Source organism: Flavobacterium piscis (assembly GCF_031457575.1).
Classification (GTDB): Bacteria; Bacteroidota; Bacteroidia; order Flavobacteriales; family Flavobacteriaceae; genus Flavobacterium; species Flavobacterium piscis_A.
In genome coordinates this window covers 57,693-76,742 of record NZ_JAVDWQ010000010.1, presented here as the reverse complement: position 1 = coordinate 76,742, position 19,050 = coordinate 57,693, and the positions used below count along the sequence as shown (strand labels likewise).

The window sequence follows — 19,050 nt, the reverse complement described above, 5'->3', positions numbered from 1 at the left end:
TTTCCATAGCAATAATTATGTAGAGATTTCTTGATTTGCTTTTAGTAGGAAACATGTTTAGATATCTCAATTAGTTATATAAAATTACAAAAACAGTAATCTTTAGGATAAATTATTAAGTAGCTATTAGATAGTTAAACAGGTATAAATACGTAGTTGTTGATTTTTATTAAATATTTATATTTGAGCGGACAATATGGTTTTCCGTAAAGAGAATCCATAAAAAAGAATAACATTTGTTATAAATCTTGACAATAGAGATTTAATGATTTATTTTCTGTTTCACTATCACTTAAAGACTAAATCTAATGTTTGAAAAGAATTTATGTATGACAATTGACGAAATCTATAAGAATGAAAATATAAGTGTTCGTTCCTATCACGTCTGTAAATATAATGGGCTTGAAACTCTTAAAGAAGTAATTGAATTCTACCATGAATACAGGTCTTTCAATAAACTCAGGAATTGTGGTAAAAGATCAGATGAAGAGTTAACAGAATTATGTAACAAATATGAAAATATAGATTCTGGTTTTGAGAAAATTTTTCAAGTCAATATCGAAAATGAATTCAAAATAACTATTTCTAAATTATCTAGAAATCAAAGAGAAGTAATAAATAGTTTTATACAAGTAAATACAAATGGTCTTTCAGTTAGAAGTCAAAATGCAATAAAAGCATTATTAGAACATAATTTAAAAATTAAAAATTTTGCAGATAAAATATTTTTTACAGATAGTTTTGATGTAAAAAAAATAAAGAATGTCGGAGCAAAATCAATACCTGAATTAGAAATATACATCAAAATTATTGAAGATTTTATTATTGAAGTTAGTAAGTATGAATCTGATAAATTTCTAATCTCACTAAAAAATAAATTTTTAATTCAGAATACATTTTCATTATCTAATATCCCAAATGAAATACTAGAATCTGAATCAATATTTCAATTGACTAATTTTTTAATAAATCAAAATGCTTTTTACGATAAAAATCAAACTAAAATCTTATTGAAAGCTTTAAAAATTTATCTTAATTCTCCTGAACTAACACTTGATGAAATAGCTGGAGAAGTAGACTTATCTCGTGAGAGGGTTAGACAGATTAGAAAAATAATTTTTGAAGAGTTATTTAGCAAATTACTTTTTATCCAAAACTTCGATGATAATTTACTTGAAAAATATAATATCGATAATACTCAATATTACATTGAGATAAATGATACTCAAATAGAAGCTATTAATAATCAAAACAACACAAACTTCACTAAAGAATTTATAATATATCTAATATATTCCTATTGGTCTTATGAATTTGAACTTGTTGGTAATAATGAAGATGTTTTACTTCCAAAATACTTTAATGCTCGAAATAGACATAATTGGAATGATTTTTATTTAGTAAAAAAAGAGCTTGTGCGAGAATTTGATTTTATTTCATTTGCAAATGATATTAGTGAACGATTAAATGAACGCCTTGAAGAAACGTATAGTTTCAGTTTTAAAAGTTATCTATCTAATTTTTTAATAAATGATAATTTAGAAATTCTCAACTCAATTATGGAGATTGCAGAAAGAATAGTAAATCAAGAATTCGAAATCTATATTGATTTAGAGGACAATATAATTTTTGAAAGAAATTCTTCAAAATCAGGTTTTGAATATTCGTATGAAGCATTACAAGAAATAGGCAAACCATCAAAAATAAATGAAATTACTCAAAAAATCATTGAATTGCATCCTAATTATGAAACTGATGATGCTAAGGTTCGAGCTACACTAAAAAGAATAAATGGTTTTGTACCATTTGGTAGGGCGAGTATTTTTGGACTTAAAAAATGGGATAATGAAAAAGAAAATATTAAAGGAGGGACAATTAGAAGCATAACTGAAGAATTTCTTTCAAATTATTCAAAACCTATGAGTATTAAAGATATTGTTGAATTTGTTTTGCAATACCGTCCTGAAAGTAATGAATATAGTATTTCTCAAAATTTAAAGTTAGAGGATAATAATAAATTTGTTTTTTTTACAAACTCTTTTATAGGGCTTAAATCCAAGCAATATAATCTTGAAGAATATTCACTTTTAAGAGATAACGAAAATATAATAAGAAAATCTTGGGATGAAAATTATCAAGTATTATTAAATTTTATTTCTTCCAACAATAGACTTCCATCTTCGATAAGTTGTCCTTTAGAAGAAATAAGAATAAATAGATGGTTAAATGTGCAGAGAAGCAAAATTAATAGAAACTTACTTGACAAATCAAAGTTAGAGTTAATTTTAGAAGTAACTTCTAATTATAATTTAAGAGAAGACAAAACAACTATATTCAGGAATGATGGATATAATGAATTATTGGAATTTGTTAAAAAAAATAAAAGATTACCAAATGCCGGTAAAAAAGAAGAACAACTCTTATATTCCTTTTTCTACAAACAGAAAAAACTCTTTGAAGATTCAAAATTAGGAATCGATGAAGAATTAAAATTTATAGAAATAGCCAAAACAATACAAACTTATAAATATGAAAATCAAAGAAACTAAAATGTTGCAAGAAAAAAGGCTAGATGATATTTGTCAGTTAAAAGGTGTCAATTATGCTTCTTTAAAAACTTTACTCGAATCTGTAAAAACAAAAAAACTTTTGAAAAGAAATAATTATCATCAGCAAAAAATTAATGATATAATCGAAAAAGCAACAAAATGAAGTTTTCAAATATAGAAATAAATAATTTTAGACAATATTATAACTCTGCTAATATTGACCTAACAACTAGTTCTGATAAAAATATTATTATCATAGGTGGAAAAAATGGATATGGTAAAACAAATTTTCTATTATCTATTGTTTGGTGTCTTTATGGTGATAAAATTTCCCAAATAGATGAGAATTTCAAAAAAGAAATTCAAAAAGAAAAAAATTATTCATCTTTTATGCAACAATCAATTAACTGGACTGCGAAAAGAGAAAATAAAACTAATTTTTCTGTAAACATTTTTATCACAGAAATTGAATTACCAGAACTAAGAACGTTGTCTTCAAATACAGAAAGTGTGATTATTGAAAGAACATTTGATGTAGCTACTATGAATGAAACTTTATCAATTATTGATGCAGTTTCTAAAATTGAAATATTTGATGAAGAAAGTGATAAAATTAATTTCATCAACGATTACATCATTCCGATTGATGCTGCAAAATTTGTATTTTTTGATGCAGAGAAAATCGGGGAGATTGCAAATTTGTCTATAAAAGAAGAAGGGAGTTTTATCAATGATGCGTTAGGTAAAATTTTAGGATTAGATACTTATGAAACACTTATAGATGATGTCGAATTTTACATCAATAACCTTAAAAAAGAAGGAGCAACAAAGAATCTACAAGAATTAATTGCCAATAAAGAAAATGAAATTAGGATATCAGAAATTGATATTGAAAAATTTGAAGAAGAAAACGCTGAAAAGTTAAAAGAGATTGATGATCTTAAAAAGAAAATACGGGAATATGACAATTTAATATCTAAACATAGCAAGCAAGGGAATTCGATATTTGACAGGGAGGCTGTCTTAATTGAAATTGAAAAACTCAAAATTAAAGAGGACGAGCTAAATGAGCGATTTAATGAACTAAGTGAAATCATACCACTTGTGATACTTACTGGGAAATTAGAAGAAGTAAATGAGCATCTTGAAATTCAAGAAAAAAACGAGACCTCCCAAATATTTTCAAAAGAAAATTCAGAAAAAATAGAAAGTTTTATTGAATTACTTTTTAACAAACCTCCTGAACCAGAAAATTCAACAATGTCTTTAAAGGACAAAATGTTTTATTACCAAAAAGCTCAATCATTAGGCTCGGAATTGTTTAAAGAAAACGATGGTTATGTAGAATTAGAATTTGAGCACGACTTAAATAACTCGGAAAAAAAATTAATTTCTGATGCTATCAATCTTATAAATACACAATCAAAAGATTTATTTGAAACAACAATTGACGAATTCAATGAAACAAAAATTAAACTTTCTGATTTAACTAAGACACTTAATAAAGTAGATGCTGATTTAGAAGATGAATTAATTTTAGATTATTCTTCAAAAAAGGAAACTTCCGATTATAATGTAACTGAAAAGAACAGAAAAATAGGTGAAAATCATCAACAAATCACGAAACTTAAAAATGATATTGTTAGACTTAACCAGCAATTAGTTACTCTTGTCAAAAAAGTTGACATAAATGAGCAAAACAAACTAAAAATCAAGAAAAGTAACGAATATATTGAAGTTTTAAATTTGTTTTTAGACGAGCAAAAGGACAAGCATAAAGATAGTTTGGAAAAAACAATTCTTGTAGAATTGAAAACCTTGATGCATAAACTAAATAGCGAGGAAAATCAAAGTAAGTTTATTGAAGATGTGAAAGTAACAATTTTAGCATCTGGTCAGGGTATGAAAATCACTCTTATGGATCAGGATGATAATGAAATCAGAAAAGAAAGTTTGTCATCTGGTGAAAAACAGATTTATATTTCTTGTTTAATAAAAGCTATTCTAAAAGAATCAATTCAAAGCTTACCCATATTTATTGATACCCCTCTTGGAAGACTCGATGAAGAGCATAGAGATAGTATTACTAAAAAATATTATCCAGCACTTTCAGAACAAGTTGTGTTATTTTCAACAAATAGTGAAATTACACCAAAAAGATTTAAAGATATTTCAGCTAATGTTTCAAAATCTTACTTATTGGTAAATGATGGAGCAAATACTAATTTAAAAATAGGATATTTCCAAAGTTATGAGAATTAAAATTAGCAAAGAAAATGACGAATTGTTATACAAGTTAAAAACTTTATACAATTTTAAAAATGATGGTATTGTCCCTCGAATTGCATTCTCATACAGTTTGCTCTCTGGTAAAATATTTGATATTGAAAATGAGGCAATGCCAAGCTCAGATGGTAAAGAATTTCGTGATGATAAAGCTTTGTTTGGAAATATTATTGGGGATAGCAGTAATACGATAATTTTTAAATCAATATTAGATCAGCATTATAATAAAAATACTTTTGAAGATGAATTCTCAAAACTTTTTAAGCTTCATTTAAATCACGGTTTAAATATTTGGAATGATAAGATTGAAAAAAGCAACATCTCAAAAGGGGACCATATCGATATCCTTTTAACAGCTATCAATAAAGGTTTATTAATGCGTAGTTCAAATGTTCATATTACTAGCCAAAACGAGCCTCAAAATAATATTTTAAAAATTAATAGTTCCAATAAACCGATTGAACTTTGTTTTGGAACTGACTTAGATGGCAATTCTATTAAAATTAAAATTAATGATGAAACTGAATATACTAGTCGACATTTTGGGATTGCTGGAACAACAGGTTCCGGGAAAACACAATTTGTATTTGATTTGATTTATCAAATTTCTAAACAAACTGATTATGAATTAAAATATACTTTTTTTGACTTTAAAGGAACTGATACAAAAGAAAAACTTGATTCTTTTTTATCTTTAACAAAATCAACCTTTATTGATGTTAACCATCAAAATGGTTTTCCTTTTAGTCCTTTGAAAAATTATGATTTAAGTAACCAAAATTATATAGAATCATTTGCAAGTGATTTGAGAACTTTTTTTAAAAGTATTGGACAAGTTCAATCTGCAAGTTTAGTTAGAGAAATTAAGGATTATTATTATGAAAATAATGAAGCGCCTACATTGGATGAATTATTAGAAACAATTCTAGAAAAAAATAAAGGCAAATTTGACACAACTACAAGTGTAATACAACAATTGATAAATTCAGGAATTTATAATGAGTCTGATACTTATTCAATCTTTAATCAAAGCACATACATTTCAATGCCCTCTGAAGTTACGAAAGAAATTAAGCAATTTGTAACTTTTAATCTTTTAAAATATATGTATGATAGTATTAAAAAATCGGGTGATACTATAGTTACCAATAATATTAAAGAGTTGAAACATGTTATTGTTATTGATGAAGCTCAAAATTTTTTGCAACACAAAAATGCACGACCTGTAATTGAATCAATGCTAAGAGAACTAAGATCAATGGGAATAATTATAATTTTAATTGCTCAAGAGACTCAAGATTTTATATATAATGATTTTAATTTTATGTCTCAAATACAGTTTCCAATTTGTGCAAATGTTAATGATAAATCTTCTAAAAGAATAATACCGTTTCTTGGAAGCGTAAATAGCGAAGTGAAATTAAATTCTCAATTATCTATGCTGGATTCTGGTAGGGGCTTAATTAATATAGGAGAACCAAAACTTATTGAATTAAAGCAATGGTGGAAGACTAAAAGAGAAGAAAATATATAATAATAAAGAATTACTTGAGGACAAATTTAGAGCGGTTTAATTTTACAGTTGAAGATGCATTGGAAAAAATAAATACTGCAATGACAGATTTTATTTTGCAGTTAGTAATAAAATTTTAAAGTCTAAATTTTTATCATAAAGCGCAAAAAAAACATTTGATTACAAATTTGGAAGAGTGAGAAATTATGGAATATAAAAAGTGGTTAACATATTGGAAAAAAAGTTTATCTGATTCCTTGAAAGCAGATATAAATATTGATAAACTTCAACATTTTGAAATTGATAGTTTTGAAATTGACATTCAGCAAATAGAAGATTTGAGCAGTGTAAACAACCTGATAAATTTTGAAGAAGAACGTATAAACAAAAAGAAAGATGTTTTAAGTAAGGATAGTGAGAATTGGGTTGATTTAGATGAAATCGAAGTCTTGATCTCTCCAATAAAAATAAAACCCACAACAGAAAATCTTGTTTTCTTAAAAGACAAACAACCTAAATTTCCTTTTTGGTATTTTGCGAAACTAGATAGAAAAGGAAGTTTACGTGTTCCTGAAGAATATTTTCCAGTTTTTCAAAGAAAGTATTTAGAGCCTTTAGCTGATGAAAGAACTGAGTTTGTATTTGGCACTGTTGAAAATATTGATAATGCAACTGCCGTAGGTCGGGAAGAATATGAGAATTATAAGGAATATATAGATTACGTAAAAAATGTTTTTGCCTTAGCCATAAATCAGAGTATTGAGAATTATAAAACAGAGGGTTACGATACTTTAAAGAATGCAATCGTTTTATTGCCGGATGAAGATATAAATGCCGCTATTGGTATAATTCATTTGTATGAGAAGATATTAAAAGAAGACGGTATTCCCGAATTATTAAAGACGTTTATAACACTAAACAATCCAAAAGAGAATAATGCATTAGATGTATCTGAATTCATTGATTCAAATTTTTTGCATACTGGACAAATGGGATTTGATTTCCCAATCTCAATATCGCAGCGTAAAAGTTTAAATACCTTTTTAAAGACAAATGACAAAGTTTTTGCAGTGAATGGACCTCCTGGAACAGGAAAAACTACGTTGTTACAAAGTATTGTTGCTAATAAATTTGTAGAAACTGCTATAATAGGAGATGAACCCTCTATAATACTCGCGTGTTCAACTAATAATCAAGCGGTAACTAATATTATAGATAGTTTTTCACAATCAAATACAAAACCTGGGAATTTAGAAGGAAGATGGTTACCCGAAATTGATGGCTATGCTACCTATTTACCATCTAATAGAAAAACAGAGGCAGAGTTGAAAGGCATAAACTATAAAAAGCAAAACGGTGAAGGGTTGTTTAGTAGAGTTGAAAACCAAGAATATTTAAAAATTGCTAATCCTTATTTTATTGAAAAGTGTTCAAAATATTTAAAAGATAAGATTTTAAATATTAATGATGCTATAAAAAAAATCCAGGAGGAAATTGTTAATATACAGGCAATATTGCATGAAGCATCTAACAAATGGAAAGCTTACTTGCAAAATGAACAACTTTTTTCAAATGGATATCTAAATGATATTAGTATTCGTGATAAATACTACTCTGAAAATATCTTAAACGAAATACAGTTTCAATCTGATATTGAGATTTTAAATAAATTAGAAGAAAAAATTATTTCATATTTTAATAATGAACCGTTTTTTAGAAAGCTATTTTGCTTTTTTGGATTGAAATCAGCTTTAGCGAATAGAGCATCTGAAGTTAGAATCTTATTGAGAGATTCATTAATAAGTGAAGCTAAAGAATTTGTATGCACAAAAAGTGCAATACTTGAAAAGATCGACAATAAAATAACAACTGTAAAAACGATTATTGAATCGATTAAAAATTGGAAAGAATGGAAAATTTATAATTCAATTACTGGAAATCCACCTAAGACAGAAGAGGAATACTGGGAGTTTGAATATTTTAAAATTAAAAATGGTGTAAAACCAAATTGTTTTTATGACGAGTTAGATGTTACACTACGTCATGAAGCATTTCAGCTTGCTTTGCATTATTGGGAAGGAAGATGGTTATTAAAATTAGAATCGGATTTGAGAGATGGAAATTTCGATAAAAAAGGATTTGATGCAATGAGAAACAGATGGCAACGACAAGCAATGTTGACTCCTTGTTTTGTAAGTACATTTTATATGGCTCCTAAATTTTTTAGTTTTTTCAGGTTTTTCAAAAAAGGAGAAGATGGTAAAAATATTTATGACACACCTCCACTTTATAGTTTTATAGATTTACTAATTGTTGATGAAGCCGGTCAGGTTGCACCTGAGGTAGGGACTGCAACATTCTCACTTGCTAAACAGGCCGTAATTGTGGGTGATGTTAAACAAATTGAGCCTGTTTGGAATATAACTAATAAAATTGATATTGGTAACTTAAAAAAATGCAATATCATTAAAAGTTATGATGATCCTATTTATGAAAAAGAGTTTGATCCTAAAGGTTTTCTTGCTTCAACTGGAAGTATAATGAAAATGGCTCAAAATGCCAGTAATATTCGACAATCTGGCGCAAAAGATAAAGGTGTTATGTTGGTTGAGCATAGACGTTGTTTCGATGAAATAATTAACTATTGCAATGTATTAGCATACGATGGAAAGTTGATTCCACTTAAAGGACAGGCAAAAAATGATTTACTATTTCCTCCAATGTATTGTATCCATGTTGAAGGAAATTCTATTATAAAAAATTCAAGCCGTTACAATGAGAACGAGGTGAATGCAATCGTTAATTGGCTAGTTCAGAACAAAAGTAAAATTGAAGAAAAGTATGGAAAAGTTGAAGATTCGATTGGTATTATTACTCCTTTCGTTGGTCAAAAAAACAGTTTGAGATACGCATTAAAAAATGCAGGATTTAATGTTGATAAATTAAAATTAGGAACAGTTCATGCACTTCAAGGTGCAGAAAGATCAATCATTTTGTTCTCAATGGTTTATGGAAAAGGTGATTCTGGTACGATGTTTTTTGATAGGGACAATAAACCAAATATGCTAAATGTTGCAGTTTCACGAGCTAAAGATAATTTTATTGTTTTTGCAAATACAGAAATACTAGACAAAAGAAGTAAAGCTCCATCTGGTGTACTATCAAATTATTTAACTTATGAAACAAAAAAGTAATTTCTCATTACAACATCAAAATCTATGATTGTAAATTAAGATTATTGAGTTATACGCTTAAGTAATTTTATATTTTATTAATAATCAATAATTTATGCTTTTAAGGATTATAATTAGAGCTAATCTCTAAAAAAGTTTTGCTTTTTAAATTCATAATTTAAACACTAAGTATTTGATTACCAAACAATAACTAAGTGTATAACTCAATAAGATTATTTCTTAAAGCAAAATATCATCAAACGAGTCGGTTAAAAGTTCCAAATCTTCGAGTAAAAGGTTCGTATTTCCTCCTGTTAAGCTCACTTAAATCAATTTTTAATTCATTTAAAAATTGGCTAAAACTACTGAAAACCCGCACTTTACAAAGATGCTGTTTTTTTTACTCTTCATGTTTATAAGGATTTTATTCTTCAATATCAGCATCGTTACCCATTAGTATTGGCGAGTTCATCATTATCAAATTCATCGTTATTAATCTCATTACGATTTAACTCATCGTTTTTAATTTCTTCGTTGCTTAGCTCATCGATATCGAATTCTTTATTTTGAAAATCACTTTTATCTAATTCATCATTTTCAAATTGATCCGTGTCAAACTCGTTGCTGTCCGGATCGTCTATTTCTGAATCTGTACTTTCAAATTTTTCAGATGAATCGTTGTTTCTAAGATCATTCTCAATATCCTGCTCGGTAATATCCTTAAATTCACTTCCTGATTCGTCGTCCAGATTTTCAGAATCGTAAGGGTTGTCGTTTGGATGATTTTTATGTTCGCGATATTCAAAATCAGTATCCTGACTCTCTTGCGGACTGTTATCGAATGATGAGCCTCTTTCAACGATATTATTTTGCTGTGAATTTTGATTATAAAGATTTTCATCATTTTGAAATTCATCCAAAAGTCTGTCATCCTCTTCTGATTGATTTGCGGCAGACCAATTATTGTCCTCTTTTTGCGGATTCATACTCACGTCATCTGAGTTTTGAAAAATACGATTTTCCTCACCGTAAAATTCATTGTTTTCTGCTTTCATAATAAAGTATTTAATGTTAGTTTTTTAGCTTGTGCCGTTTTCTTTGTTTTAGTATTAGATTTTTCGTTACCTCTTGAGGAAGCTGTTTTCGGATTTGCTTTTTTTGTTTGAAGCCCTCACGCTGGCAACAGTACTATTCTTGTAACATGAAGTGTCATTTAGTTTTATAATTACTATTTACAAATCTACTTTTGATTGACAGGGTTTGTTTATATTATTTTAAGTAATAATTCTATAATTATCAGGTAGTTACTGTTTTTTTTGGCTGAAGCATTTAATAATCGCCATTATAACTGACTTTATAGGCATTGATGCTTCTTCGTTCCCGTAAAGATGCCTGTGTTTTCGAGTTCTTTCACCAGCGCCTCAGTAAAAGATAGTATAAAGGCCTTTGTTGCCGCATACCGCCATATATGGAGATGGTGCTTTTGAAACGGTAGCTGGATTCAGCATTTTCTAATCGTATTTATCACCGTTTAATTTTTAAACCCGGATTAGCAGTAAAAAAAAAGATGTAGGAATATTGTAAACTCCAGTTTAAATTATATAAATACGCTTTATCTGCCTCATTTACTTTTGAATCCTAATATTAAATATAATCTTATGAAAATTTTAAAATTTGTAGATACCAATAAAAATGGTATTTACTCTGAGCTTCCTGTAACTGCAAAAAAATCTTTGAAAGATATGTTTACAGAATCATTAAGGAGTATGAAATGGTCAGAAAGAGAATTAGAAAATTTGCTTTTAAAAATGAAAGCAGTTGCAGATAATGAAACTATATATAAAACAATCCAGCAATATATTGCGCTAAGTTGTAATAAATTAAATCGCATAGAGCAAATTTTCAACGTTTTAAATCAGCATTCCACTGGCAAAAAAAATGCGGCAGTTGAAGGACTTATTAAGGAAGCAGAAATTAAGACAGCAAAACATCTTGATGGAACTGTTTGTGATATGACAGTTTTAATGATACTTCAATTAATAAGCCAATATAAAATTACGCATTATAGCATTTTAGCTTCAATTGCAAAAATTATAGGCTCAGTTCAAATTAACACCATTCTTTCCGGCATTATAGAAGAAGAGAAAATAGCCGATAACATGATTGATCAGATGATTAATAAAATAATTGATTTTTAGGTGTCCAATTATATTTTTGAAGGCAAAAGGACTTATTCTGACGAAGAAATACAACATATTAATGTTGGAATCCGATGGACAAATTCTATTTTGCTGCTTCAACTAATTCTTTAACTATAATTTTTTCATGAAATTATGTAATATTTTTTTTATCCCTAATTTTAAATTTGGATTTATGATACTATAAATTATTAAAAAATTAAATTATGAAAACACTATTCAAATCCAAAATGGCACTTTTACTTGTACTGACGGGTCTTGCATTTTCATGCAAAAAAAATAATACTGCAACAGATAACCAGTATTCGGATTCAACAGCAACAGAAACTACCGTTGATACTACTGGAATCTCAACTGATACGACCGGAGTTAATTCGGGTACAGGAGCTGCAGGAGGCACAGGTATAGAGTGAACAACCGGAATGGGATCCGGTGCAACCGGCGGATCTGCCGGGTCAGCTTCAGATACATCAACGACAAAAGGCAGATAATTAATAATTACGGACCATCCTTATCATGCTTTTTATAATTCCTTTAGTTGATTATTTATTAATTCTTGATTGAAGAACCTGCAGCAAGCTGCAGGTTTTTTATTGGTCTCAGATTTGGGTTTTATTCCCTGCAATTTATTGCATCACTTTAGTAATGCGAAAAAATATAAAACATTAGTTTTTAAATTAAATTGACCTAATGTTAGTTTTGAAAATTTTTAGTCCAGTTTTAGAATAGAGGGACTGAAAGTCCCTGTAAAACAAACCTTTGCACTTTCAGCACAGAGTGGTGTAGTATAATAAGCGTGAAAATAAATTATTAAGTGTTTGTATTAGAGTATTTAATGTTGGTTTTATAACAATGCAATTTTATTCTACAGTAAAAAAATACAGAATAGTAAATTTTATACTTGTACAGATTATCTAATAATTATTTTTTAGAAGATGATGAAGAGAATTCCCTAATCAGTAAGATCCGTGTGACATTACTTTAGGGTGCGGAATAATTTATTTTAGAGTTGCGGATGCTTCTGCTGGTTTTTTCCACATATTTATTTTTTCAGAAAGAAGAGAAATACAACCCGGGTTATCTCTATACTTGTCGGGAAAGAAGCGGTAAGGTGGGGCAGGAAGTCTACGGTGGGGGTATTGCACAATTGGTTGTGATTGATAATCAGTTATATATCTATGAAAGTTGTAAAAGCAAATGTAAATTTTGTAAAATGTCTTCGTATGTATATTTTAATTTTCGAAAATTAATTTTAAATCAAATATTATGATACTTGAAAATGAAAACACAGAAGGTACTACCGCAAAAGCTATTGAAGAGCAAACATCAAAAATCCCATCAGATGTGTATTTATATGCTTCTTTGGCGGCAATGGGAACATCATTAACATTAAAGTGCCTGGGTAAAAACCATTCGGCCTTATTTGTAGGGCAATGGGCGGCTCCATTTTTATTGCTTGGTATATATAATAAACTAGTTAAGCAAGCCGGACATGACGCTCAGGACAACGGTGAAAACTATTAAATTATGGAAAAGAAAAGTAAAAATCCGATAGATCTTGAAAACCCAAATTCGGACAAAGATTTTAACGCCCGAAATCAATATAGCGGATCTGGTACTTTTAGTCCGGACGAGGAAGAAGGTCTTTATAGAAAAGACAGTAATTTAGAATCCGAGACCGAAAATAATTTTGCTGATCTTACGCAAGACCTGCAACAGGAAAATCCTGAGGAAAATGAAGAATCATAGCTCATCTCATTAATAAAGCTGCTCTAAAGCAGCTTTATTTTAAAATTACTTATCAAAGAAAACAAAAGAAAATAGTATAAAAAAAACTGCAGCACTTACCGTTGCAGGCTTAGATTTTATATGATACTATAAGGCCAGAATATGGATGTAGGTGATAGAATGTCAACTACATTATTTATTATTTTAAGGATTACCTTCTCCACCGCTGGCACCATAAATCTGGCCTGTGGCATAACTGGCATCATTAGCGGCAAGTTGTACATAAATAGAGGCAAGTTCTGCCGGCTGTCCTGGTCTTCCCATTGGTGTCATTGAACCAAACTCCTTAAGTTTTTCCATAGTTGCTCCTCCGCTCACCTGTAGTGCAGTCCATATTGGTCCGGGCGCAACACCATTAACCCTAATACCTTTTGGACCTAGTTGTTTTGCCAGTGATTTAATGTAATTTGTTGTCGCAGCCTTTGTTTGTGCATAGTCGTATAAATCCTCTGTGGGAGCATAAGCTTGTACTGAACTGGTTCCTATAATGGAGGCACCGGGTTTTAAATACGGAAGTGCAGCCTTGATGATCCAGAAAGGAGCATAAATATTAGTTTTCATTGTCCAGTCAAAATCTTCTGTAGAAATATCCAAAATAGATGCATGTGTCTGTTGACGTGCCGCATTATTAACTACAATATCAAGTCCGCCAAGACCTTTTGCAGCTTGCTCAACGAGAGATTTACAAAATGACTCATCTCTTAAATCCCCCGGAATTGCGATAGCTTTGCGTCCTTCGGTTTTTATTAGCTGGATTACTTCTTTGGCATCTTCTTCTTCAGTAGGAAAATAATTTATGGCTACATCTGCGCCTTCTCTGGCGTAGGCAATTGCTGCAGCCCTGCCCATTCCTGAATCACCTCCGGTTATCAATGCTTTTCTGCCTTTTAACCGCCCTGTGCCTTTATAACTTTTTTCGCCATGATCAGGTCTGGGATCCATTTTACTAACAAGACCCGGCCAGGGTTGTGATTGCTCCTTAAATGGCGGTCGGGGATATTTTGTTGTTGGATCTTCCGGTATATCAGAAGTTTGAATTTCGCCTGGCTCAAAGCCATTTGCCAAAATAGGAGTAAACGCTGTAGTTGCAAGTACGGCTCCCATACTCGTTATTGCGGAGCGACGGGATATTGTATTTTTGGTCTCCATAATATTCTTTTTTTAGTTCTTTAAATTTTTATATTATTTTTTATGATGTTGATAATCAGTTAAATTTAAAGAATGCAAAAAATATGGTTTTATAGAATTATCACGTTTTGTTACATAAGTATAATTAAAGTATATTAATTAAAGGTTTATGTGGCCCAGCGGTGAGTATGCCGCCCCCATCCCAAAACATATTCATGTTCTTGTAAACCAGTGTATCTGTGTTCTTGTAAACCAGTGTATCTGAAGGAAACTTATTCGACAACATATTATGCCTGTAATATTTGATGGAACACAATACCATCCTGAAATCCGCCAATACCCATTCCTAAAATGACAGAGGTACATGCTAAAACCGTGGCTTGCTTTTTATATGGAATAGAATTAATTGTAAAACGAGTGGCAAAGTAAATTAAAATCAACAGTATAATAGTTTTAACTAGTTCAATGTTTAAGTAAAAATAATCTGGTCAAAAAAGATGAATTTACAAAATTTGTAATTATAATATTTATTAAGTATTTGATAATCAAATTAGTATTTGGGAAAAGTAAAATATTTTTCAAAAAAATCATAGAAATATTATAAGAAAGAATGTATAATTATATAAAGGCATTTTCTAATGTCTCCTTTATTTTTGAAAGAGGAGAGTTGACAATTAATAGTCTACGAAATGACTAATTATAAAATAAAATTATGCATTTTCCTATATTTTTAGAACGCATAAAATGGTTACTGTTATTATGCCTTTTACTTTTAACAGCAGGCTGTACCACTTGGAAACTAGGTGCTTCGGGACAAAAAAAATATCCGGCAAAACGTATGTAATAATTGGAGCTTCCAGTGGTGTTGGCCAAGGCGCTGCGAAAAAATTAGGCCGGTATAAAGCTATCAAACCAGTTACGCAGCATCTAAAGCAGGGGTAAGAAGTGTAAGTCTTTCTTTAAGTCAGGAATTACGGCTTAATGGTTATACAAACATTAAGATAGTTACAATAGAGCCATGGGCAGTTGACACTCCATTGTGGAGACATGCCGCCAATTATACTGGAGTAGAACCAAAAATGGCATTAATGGACGAACCGGATAAAGTGGTAAATGCAGTGCTTCGAAAATCTTTGCGTCCAAAAAAAATAGTTTCGGTAGGATGGAAGGCTAAAGGAGCTTCTTTTTTTGCTAATGTTTTTCCACGATTTACCGAATGGTTTAGTGGCAATGTTTCTCATAAATATCAAATAGAAATGGGGCCTCCTGCCGCGAATACTGAAGGATCAATCTACAAACCTATGTCTGAAGGCCGGGGAGTTGACGATGGTGCAGATGAACGAATGAAACAAAACAAAAAAGAACGCAGGGATAAGAAAAAAAATGAGGAATATTAATCGATATTTAATTTAAGACAAATAAAAATGAATCCATTTATTCAATTATTGATTGCCACTTTTACAGCAACTTCAGCGATGACAATGTTTAGTTATATTGTATCGGCAAGTTTTAAGGAATTGTACAAAGAGCCTTTGCTTCTTAAATATCTTCTAATCCGTTTAAAAATTACTGTTTCAGACCGGCTAAAAGAAATTTTGGCATGGCTGATACATTACCTTATCGGATTCATTTTTGTTTTAGGATATTATCTTCTTTGGTTAAATGGAATAATTTCCTTCAATGTCGTGGCTGGAATTTATCTCGGTGCGATATGCGGCGTAATTGGTATTATTGGCTGGATTATAATGTTAAAGCTCGCCCGATTTGAAAAAAAAGCCAATGACAAAGGCTATTATATCCAGTTATTTTTGGCACATATTATTTTTGGCATAACAGCGATATTTACTTTCTTGCTTATAAATGGTGAAAAAATCATGTAAGTTCTGCAAGAGCATAATTGCTGGTAACAGTAGCAGTCTATGTTTAAACAGAGATGCAGATTACTTTTTCAAAACGTCCGTGATTGCTGATGGAAACATCGTGCAGGCTATTTGAAAGGGAAGACAATAAAAACGGAATTCCGTCCTGGTCTTTAATGATACTGTTTTTTTTAATTTCAGTTACAGTATTCCACTGCTGTAAATCACTAACAGCTATTGTATGTATATAATCTTTAGTGATGACTGTTTTAGTGTAATAAATAGTATTGCAGCAGCTCACTTTTCCTGTGGCCATATCAGGATCACTTGCTGGATTATCTAAACTGCACATCAGCTTATGAGGAATATAGGCCCTGATTTTGGTTTGTCTGTTATAAATTTTATAGGCAGCTTCTTTCATGCTCCAAAAAATCCAAACCATAAGTTCAGGGTTTAAATCCTGGGCTATAAGTAATTGTTCCTCGGCAGTAAAAATTTTCTCTACAAAGCCTTTACGCTTCCAGTTACTTTCAAGGCGTGATTGTATAATATCTATAACATCATTGCCTATCATTGCGCACTGAGTTTTGTTTCTATAATTTCTACAGCGGTTTTAACATCAAGCATGCGTTCCATATCAGTATTGTCAATGACTACATCAAAAGTTTCTTCGATGTCCAGAACAATATCAACTAAATTGGCTGAATTAATACTAAGATCATTTATAAAATCAGTATCTTCTGTTAGGTTGTCAAAAGCCTCTGTATTGGTTGTGTAGGGCTTTATGATCGTTTTAAGCTTCAGTATAAGTTCTTGTTTGTTCATATAATTATTTTTGAAATTTTTTAAAGAATACGCAGGCGTTAACATCACCAAAACCAAAACTTGCTTTTGCAATGATATCAGAAGTTATTTTTAGTGTTTTTAAGGGAATTTTTGAAGAGTCAATAAGTGCTGTAATTTCAGGGTGCAGATCCTCACAATTGGTATTTCCAAATATAAAATCTTCATGAAGCTGCAGCACCGTTGCAACGCTTTCTATGCTTCCTGCTGCACTTAAGCAATGACCGGTCATGCTTTTTAAAGAATTTATATATGGAAATCGATCACCATTTCGCCCCAGAGCTTTAGTCCAGTTCTCAATTTCAAGACTATCCTTTGTGGTTGCTGTAAGGTGGCCGTTTATAGCGTCTATATCATTTGCCGATATTCCGGCATTGCTGATTGCACTAATTATACATCGTTGTACTGCTGTGCTGTTTGGCGCTGTCATACTGCCGTTACCTCGCTGTCCGCCAGAATTTACGTTGCCTCCCAGTATTTCTGCATAGATGGTTGCGCCTCGTTCCAAAGCACTTTCGAGGGTTTCAACAAGCAATGCGCCGGCACCGCTGCCGGGTACAAATCCCGTTGCCGATGCACTCATAGGACGAGAGCCATGTTCAGGATTGTCATTATATTTTGAACTGCATACACGTAAAGCATCGAATCCAGCCCAGATATATGGACCGCTGTCTCCGGTACTACCCGCTAATACCCGCTTTGCCTGCCCGGATTGTATGCGGTCATAAGCCATTATAATAGCTTCAGTACCCGTGGAGCAGGCTGATGAGTTTGTAGTGACCTGATTTCCTAATCCGAGTTTTCCACCCAGATAAGCACTTATGCCACTATTCATGGTTTGGGCAACAACAGTACTGCCAAGCCTGCGGGTTTGCAATTCGTCAATTTTATAAATGCTTTCTCGAAATTTATCAATTCCAGATGTTCCCGACCCAAAAATAGTACCGCTTTCCCAGTCCGGTTCTTCATTTGCTATCGGCAAACCTGCATTTTTCCAGGCTTCCATTCCGGCAATAACACCATATAAAATTCCAGTGCTGTTAAAGCCACGGAGCTCCAATTCTGTAAAATACTCAGATTTCAATTCTTCCGAAATTTGCGGTTTGCCGGCGATCTGGCAGGAAAACTGCAGTTTTTCTAATTGTGCATCATGTCGTACACCTGAAATTCCGTTTTTCAAAGCATGTGTAAACGCGGCAACTCCAATTCCGTTTGGGGCAGCAACTCCAAGACCTGTTATGACAACTCGTTTTTTCATAATTTTGTGGTAATAATTCCGGCAATTATTCCCTTGCAGACTTCTTGTCCGGTTTCATTTTTCATAATCGCTTCACATTTTAGTTTACCAAATCTGAAAAATATTTTTTGAGACGTTACCGTCACTTTTTCATTTGGATATACAGGTTTCAGAAATTGCATATCTGCCGATGTAAAAGCAACTACGGTATCTTTTTTCAATTCATTACCCAGTAAATAAATACCAAGACAGACCATCCCAATCTGAGCTATGGTTTCAGTTAAAATAACGCCAGGTGTTACAGGATTACCTTTAAAATGTCCTTTGTAAAAGTCAAGATCTTCCTTGAAAGTATAAGTTCCCGTAATGCCGTTTCCATCTGCTTGAAGTATTTCATCCACAAATAAAAAAGGTTTACTGTAAGGAAGCTGTGCTATAATATCTTTTAATTCCATTTTCTGTTGTTATATGTACTA

The 19,050-nt window shown here is 31.0% G+C and carries 18 protein-coding genes; 11 read left to right on the top strand and 7 right to left on the bottom strand.

All coding sequences use genetic code 11. The features are described 5' to 3' along the window. Positions 1-329 precede the first annotated feature (329 nt). The 5 genes from J2W48_RS14815 (at position 330) to J2W48_RS14795 (ending at position 9,542) form a co-directional block, all read left to right on the top strand. A complete protein-coding gene (locus tag J2W48_RS14815; RefSeq protein WP_310282419.1) occupies positions 330-2,549 on the top strand; it encodes a hypothetical protein in 2,220 nt (739 codons plus the stop codon). Beyond that, positions 2,530-2,712 (top strand): DNA modification system-associated small protein, encoded by a 183-nt coding sequence (locus tag J2W48_RS14810; protein ID WP_310282418.1) that lies wholly within the window; start codon positions 2,530-2,532, stop codon positions 2,710-2,712. The genes J2W48_RS14815 and J2W48_RS14810 overlap by 20 nt, the downstream gene beginning before the upstream one ends. Next, on the top strand, positions 2,709-4,811 hold the full coding sequence (dndD, locus tag J2W48_RS14805) for a DNA sulfur modification protein DndD (RefSeq protein ID WP_310282417.1): 2,103 nt from the start codon (positions 2,709-2,711) through the stop codon (positions 4,809-4,811). The genes J2W48_RS14810 and dndD overlap by 4 nt, the downstream gene beginning before the upstream one ends. Further along, positions 4,801-6,369: a DndE family protein gene (locus tag J2W48_RS14800; RefSeq protein WP_310282416.1), complete on the top strand. Its 1,569-nt coding sequence runs from the start codon at positions 4,801-4,803 to the stop codon at positions 6,367-6,369. Before dndD ends, J2W48_RS14800 begins: the two co-directional genes overlap by 11 nt. 185 nt (positions 6,370-6,554) lie before the next feature. Further along, positions 6,555-9,542 carry an AAA domain-containing protein gene (locus tag J2W48_RS14795; RefSeq protein ID WP_310282415.1) on the top strand — a complete coding sequence of 996 codons (2,988 nt, stop codon included), beginning with the start codon at positions 6,555-6,557 and terminating at the stop codon, positions 9,540-9,542. A 425-nt stretch (positions 9,543-9,967) separates the two neighbouring features. On the opposite strand, the gene J2W48_RS14790 is transcribed toward J2W48_RS14795, so the two are convergent. Further along, positions 9,968-10,576: a hypothetical protein gene (locus J2W48_RS14790; protein ID WP_310282414.1), complete on the bottom strand. Its 609-nt coding sequence runs from the start codon at positions 10,574-10,576 to the stop codon at positions 9,968-9,970. Positions 10,577-11,179: 603 nt separating this feature from the next. On the opposite strand from J2W48_RS14790, the gene J2W48_RS14785 reads away from it, so the two are divergent. From J2W48_RS14785 to J2W48_RS14770, 4 genes are all read left to right on the top strand, one after another. Then, the gene (locus tag J2W48_RS14785) at positions 11,180-11,719 is read left to right on the top strand and encodes a DUF892 family protein (protein WP_310282413.1); all 540 of its coding nucleotides are present in this window, start codon (positions 11,180-11,182) and stop codon (positions 11,717-11,719) included. A gap of 206 nt (positions 11,720-11,925) precedes the next feature. Continuing rightward, positions 11,926-12,132, top strand: coding sequence for a hypothetical protein (locus J2W48_RS14780; protein ID WP_310282412.1), 207 nt, complete (start codon positions 11,926-11,928; stop codon positions 12,130-12,132). An 853-nt stretch (positions 12,133-12,985) separates the two neighbouring features. Next, positions 12,986-13,243 carry a hypothetical protein gene (locus tag J2W48_RS14775; RefSeq protein WP_310282411.1) on the top strand — a complete coding sequence of 86 codons (258 nt, stop codon included), beginning with the start codon at positions 12,986-12,988 and terminating at the stop codon, positions 13,241-13,243. Between the two features lie 3 nt (positions 13,244-13,246). Beyond that, a complete protein-coding gene (locus J2W48_RS14770) occupies positions 13,247-13,468 on the top strand; it encodes a hypothetical protein (protein WP_310282410.1) in 222 nt (73 codons plus the stop codon). A gap of 183 nt (positions 13,469-13,651) precedes the next feature. On the opposite strand, the gene J2W48_RS14765 is transcribed toward J2W48_RS14770, so the two are convergent. Together J2W48_RS14765 and J2W48_RS14760 are read right to left on the bottom strand one after the other, a co-directional pair. After that, entirely contained in the window at positions 13,652-14,656 is a 1,005-nt protein-coding gene (locus tag J2W48_RS14765) for an SDR family oxidoreductase (protein WP_310282409.1), read from the bottom strand. 266 nt (positions 14,657-14,922) lie between these two features. Next, the gene (locus tag J2W48_RS14760) at positions 14,923-15,075 is read right to left on the bottom strand and encodes a DUF2243 domain-containing protein (RefSeq protein WP_310282408.1); all 153 of its coding nucleotides are present in this window, start codon (positions 15,073-15,075) and stop codon (positions 14,923-14,925) included. Between the two features lie 639 nt (positions 15,076-15,714). Between J2W48_RS14760 and J2W48_RS14755 the strand changes: the two genes are divergently transcribed. Together J2W48_RS14755 and J2W48_RS14750 are read left to right on the top strand one after the other, a co-directional pair. Further along, positions 15,715-16,032, top strand: a complete 318-nt coding sequence (locus J2W48_RS14755) for a hypothetical protein (RefSeq protein WP_310282407.1) — start codon at positions 15,715-15,717, stop codon at positions 16,030-16,032. Between the two features lie 27 nt (positions 16,033-16,059). Beyond that, positions 16,060-16,515: a hypothetical protein gene (locus tag J2W48_RS14750; RefSeq protein WP_310282406.1), complete on the top strand. Its 456-nt coding sequence runs from the start codon at positions 16,060-16,062 to the stop codon at positions 16,513-16,515. Positions 16,516-16,558: 43 nt separating this feature from the next. On the opposite strand, the gene J2W48_RS14745 is transcribed toward J2W48_RS14750, so the two are convergent. From J2W48_RS14745 to J2W48_RS14730, 4 genes are read right to left on the bottom strand one after another with little or no spacing between them, the layout of a single operon-like run. Further along, complete coding sequence (locus J2W48_RS14745; protein WP_310282405.1) at positions 16,559-17,068, bottom strand: 4'-phosphopantetheinyl transferase superfamily protein; 510 nt, start codon at positions 17,066-17,068, stop codon at positions 16,559-16,561. Continuing rightward, positions 17,065-17,319 (bottom strand): acyl carrier protein, encoded by a 255-nt coding sequence (locus tag J2W48_RS14740; protein WP_310282404.1) that lies wholly within the window; start codon positions 17,317-17,319, stop codon positions 17,065-17,067. The genes J2W48_RS14745 and J2W48_RS14740 overlap by 4 nt, the downstream gene beginning before the upstream one ends. Before the next feature lie 4 nt (positions 17,320-17,323). Continuing rightward, on the bottom strand, positions 17,324-18,595 hold the full coding sequence (locus tag J2W48_RS14735; protein WP_310282403.1) for a beta-ketoacyl-[acyl-carrier-protein] synthase family protein: 1,272 nt from the start codon (positions 18,593-18,595) through the stop codon (positions 17,324-17,326). Next, a complete protein-coding gene (locus tag J2W48_RS14730; RefSeq protein ID WP_310282402.1) occupies positions 18,592-19,029 on the bottom strand; it encodes a 3-hydroxyacyl-ACP dehydratase FabZ family protein in 438 nt (145 codons plus the stop codon). Before J2W48_RS14730 ends, J2W48_RS14735 begins: the two co-directional genes overlap by 4 nt. Positions 19,030-19,050 lie beyond the last annotated feature (21 nt).

What these genes read in the sequence shown, in the direction of transcription:
- J2W48_RS14745 (WP_310282405.1), bottom strand. Translation starts at nt 17,068, where the DNA reads ATGATAGGCAATGATGTTATAGATATTATACAATCACGCCTTGAAAGT.
- J2W48_RS14810 (WP_310282418.1), top strand. Translation starts at nt 2,530, where the DNA reads ATGAAAATCAAAGAAACTAAAATGTTGCAAGAAAAAAGGCTAGATGAT.
- J2W48_RS14795 (WP_310282415.1), top strand. Translation starts at nt 6,555, where the DNA reads ATGGAATATAAAAAGTGGTTAACATATTGGAAAAAAAGTTTATCTGAT.
- J2W48_RS14800 (WP_310282416.1), top strand. Translation starts at nt 4,801, where the DNA reads ATGAGAATTAAAATTAGCAAAGAAAATGACGAATTGTTATACAAGTTA.
- J2W48_RS14735 (WP_310282403.1), bottom strand. Translation starts at nt 18,595, where the DNA reads ATGAAAAAACGAGTTGTCATAACAGGTCTTGGAGTTGCTGCCCCAAAC.
- J2W48_RS14815 (WP_310282419.1), top strand. Translation starts at nt 330, where the DNA reads ATGACAATTGACGAAATCTATAAGAATGAAAATATAAGTGTTCGTTCC.
- J2W48_RS14790 (WP_310282414.1), bottom strand. Translation starts at nt 10,576, where the DNA reads ATGAAAGCAGAAAACAATGAATTTTACGGTGAGGAAAATCGTATTTTT.
- J2W48_RS14785 (WP_310282413.1), top strand. Translation starts at nt 11,180, where the DNA reads ATGAAAATTTTAAAATTTGTAGATACCAATAAAAATGGTATTTACTCT.
- dndD (WP_310282417.1), top strand. Translation starts at nt 2,709, where the DNA reads ATGAAGTTTTCAAATATAGAAATAAATAATTTTAGACAATATTATAAC.
- J2W48_RS14750 (WP_310282406.1), top strand. Translation starts at nt 16,060, where the DNA reads ATGAATCCATTTATTCAATTATTGATTGCCACTTTTACAGCAACTTCA.
- J2W48_RS14780 (WP_310282412.1), top strand. Translation starts at nt 11,926, where the DNA reads ATGAAAACACTATTCAAATCCAAAATGGCACTTTTACTTGTACTGACG.
- J2W48_RS14740 (WP_310282404.1), bottom strand. Translation starts at nt 17,319, where the DNA reads ATGAACAAACAAGAACTTATACTGAAGCTTAAAACGATCATAAAGCCC.
- J2W48_RS14775 (WP_310282411.1), top strand. Translation starts at nt 12,986, where the DNA reads ATGATACTTGAAAATGAAAACACAGAAGGTACTACCGCAAAAGCTATT.
- J2W48_RS14730 (WP_310282402.1), bottom strand. Translation starts at nt 19,029, where the DNA reads ATGGAATTAAAAGATATTATAGCACAGCTTCCTTACAGTAAACCTTTT.
- J2W48_RS14755 (WP_310282407.1), top strand. Translation starts at nt 15,715, where the DNA reads ATGGCATTAATGGACGAACCGGATAAAGTGGTAAATGCAGTGCTTCGA.
- J2W48_RS14770 (WP_310282410.1), top strand. Translation starts at nt 13,247, where the DNA reads ATGGAAAAGAAAAGTAAAAATCCGATAGATCTTGAAAACCCAAATTCG.
- J2W48_RS14765 (WP_310282409.1), bottom strand. Translation starts at nt 14,656, where the DNA reads ATGGAGACCAAAAATACAATATCCCGTCGCTCCGCAATAACGAGTATG.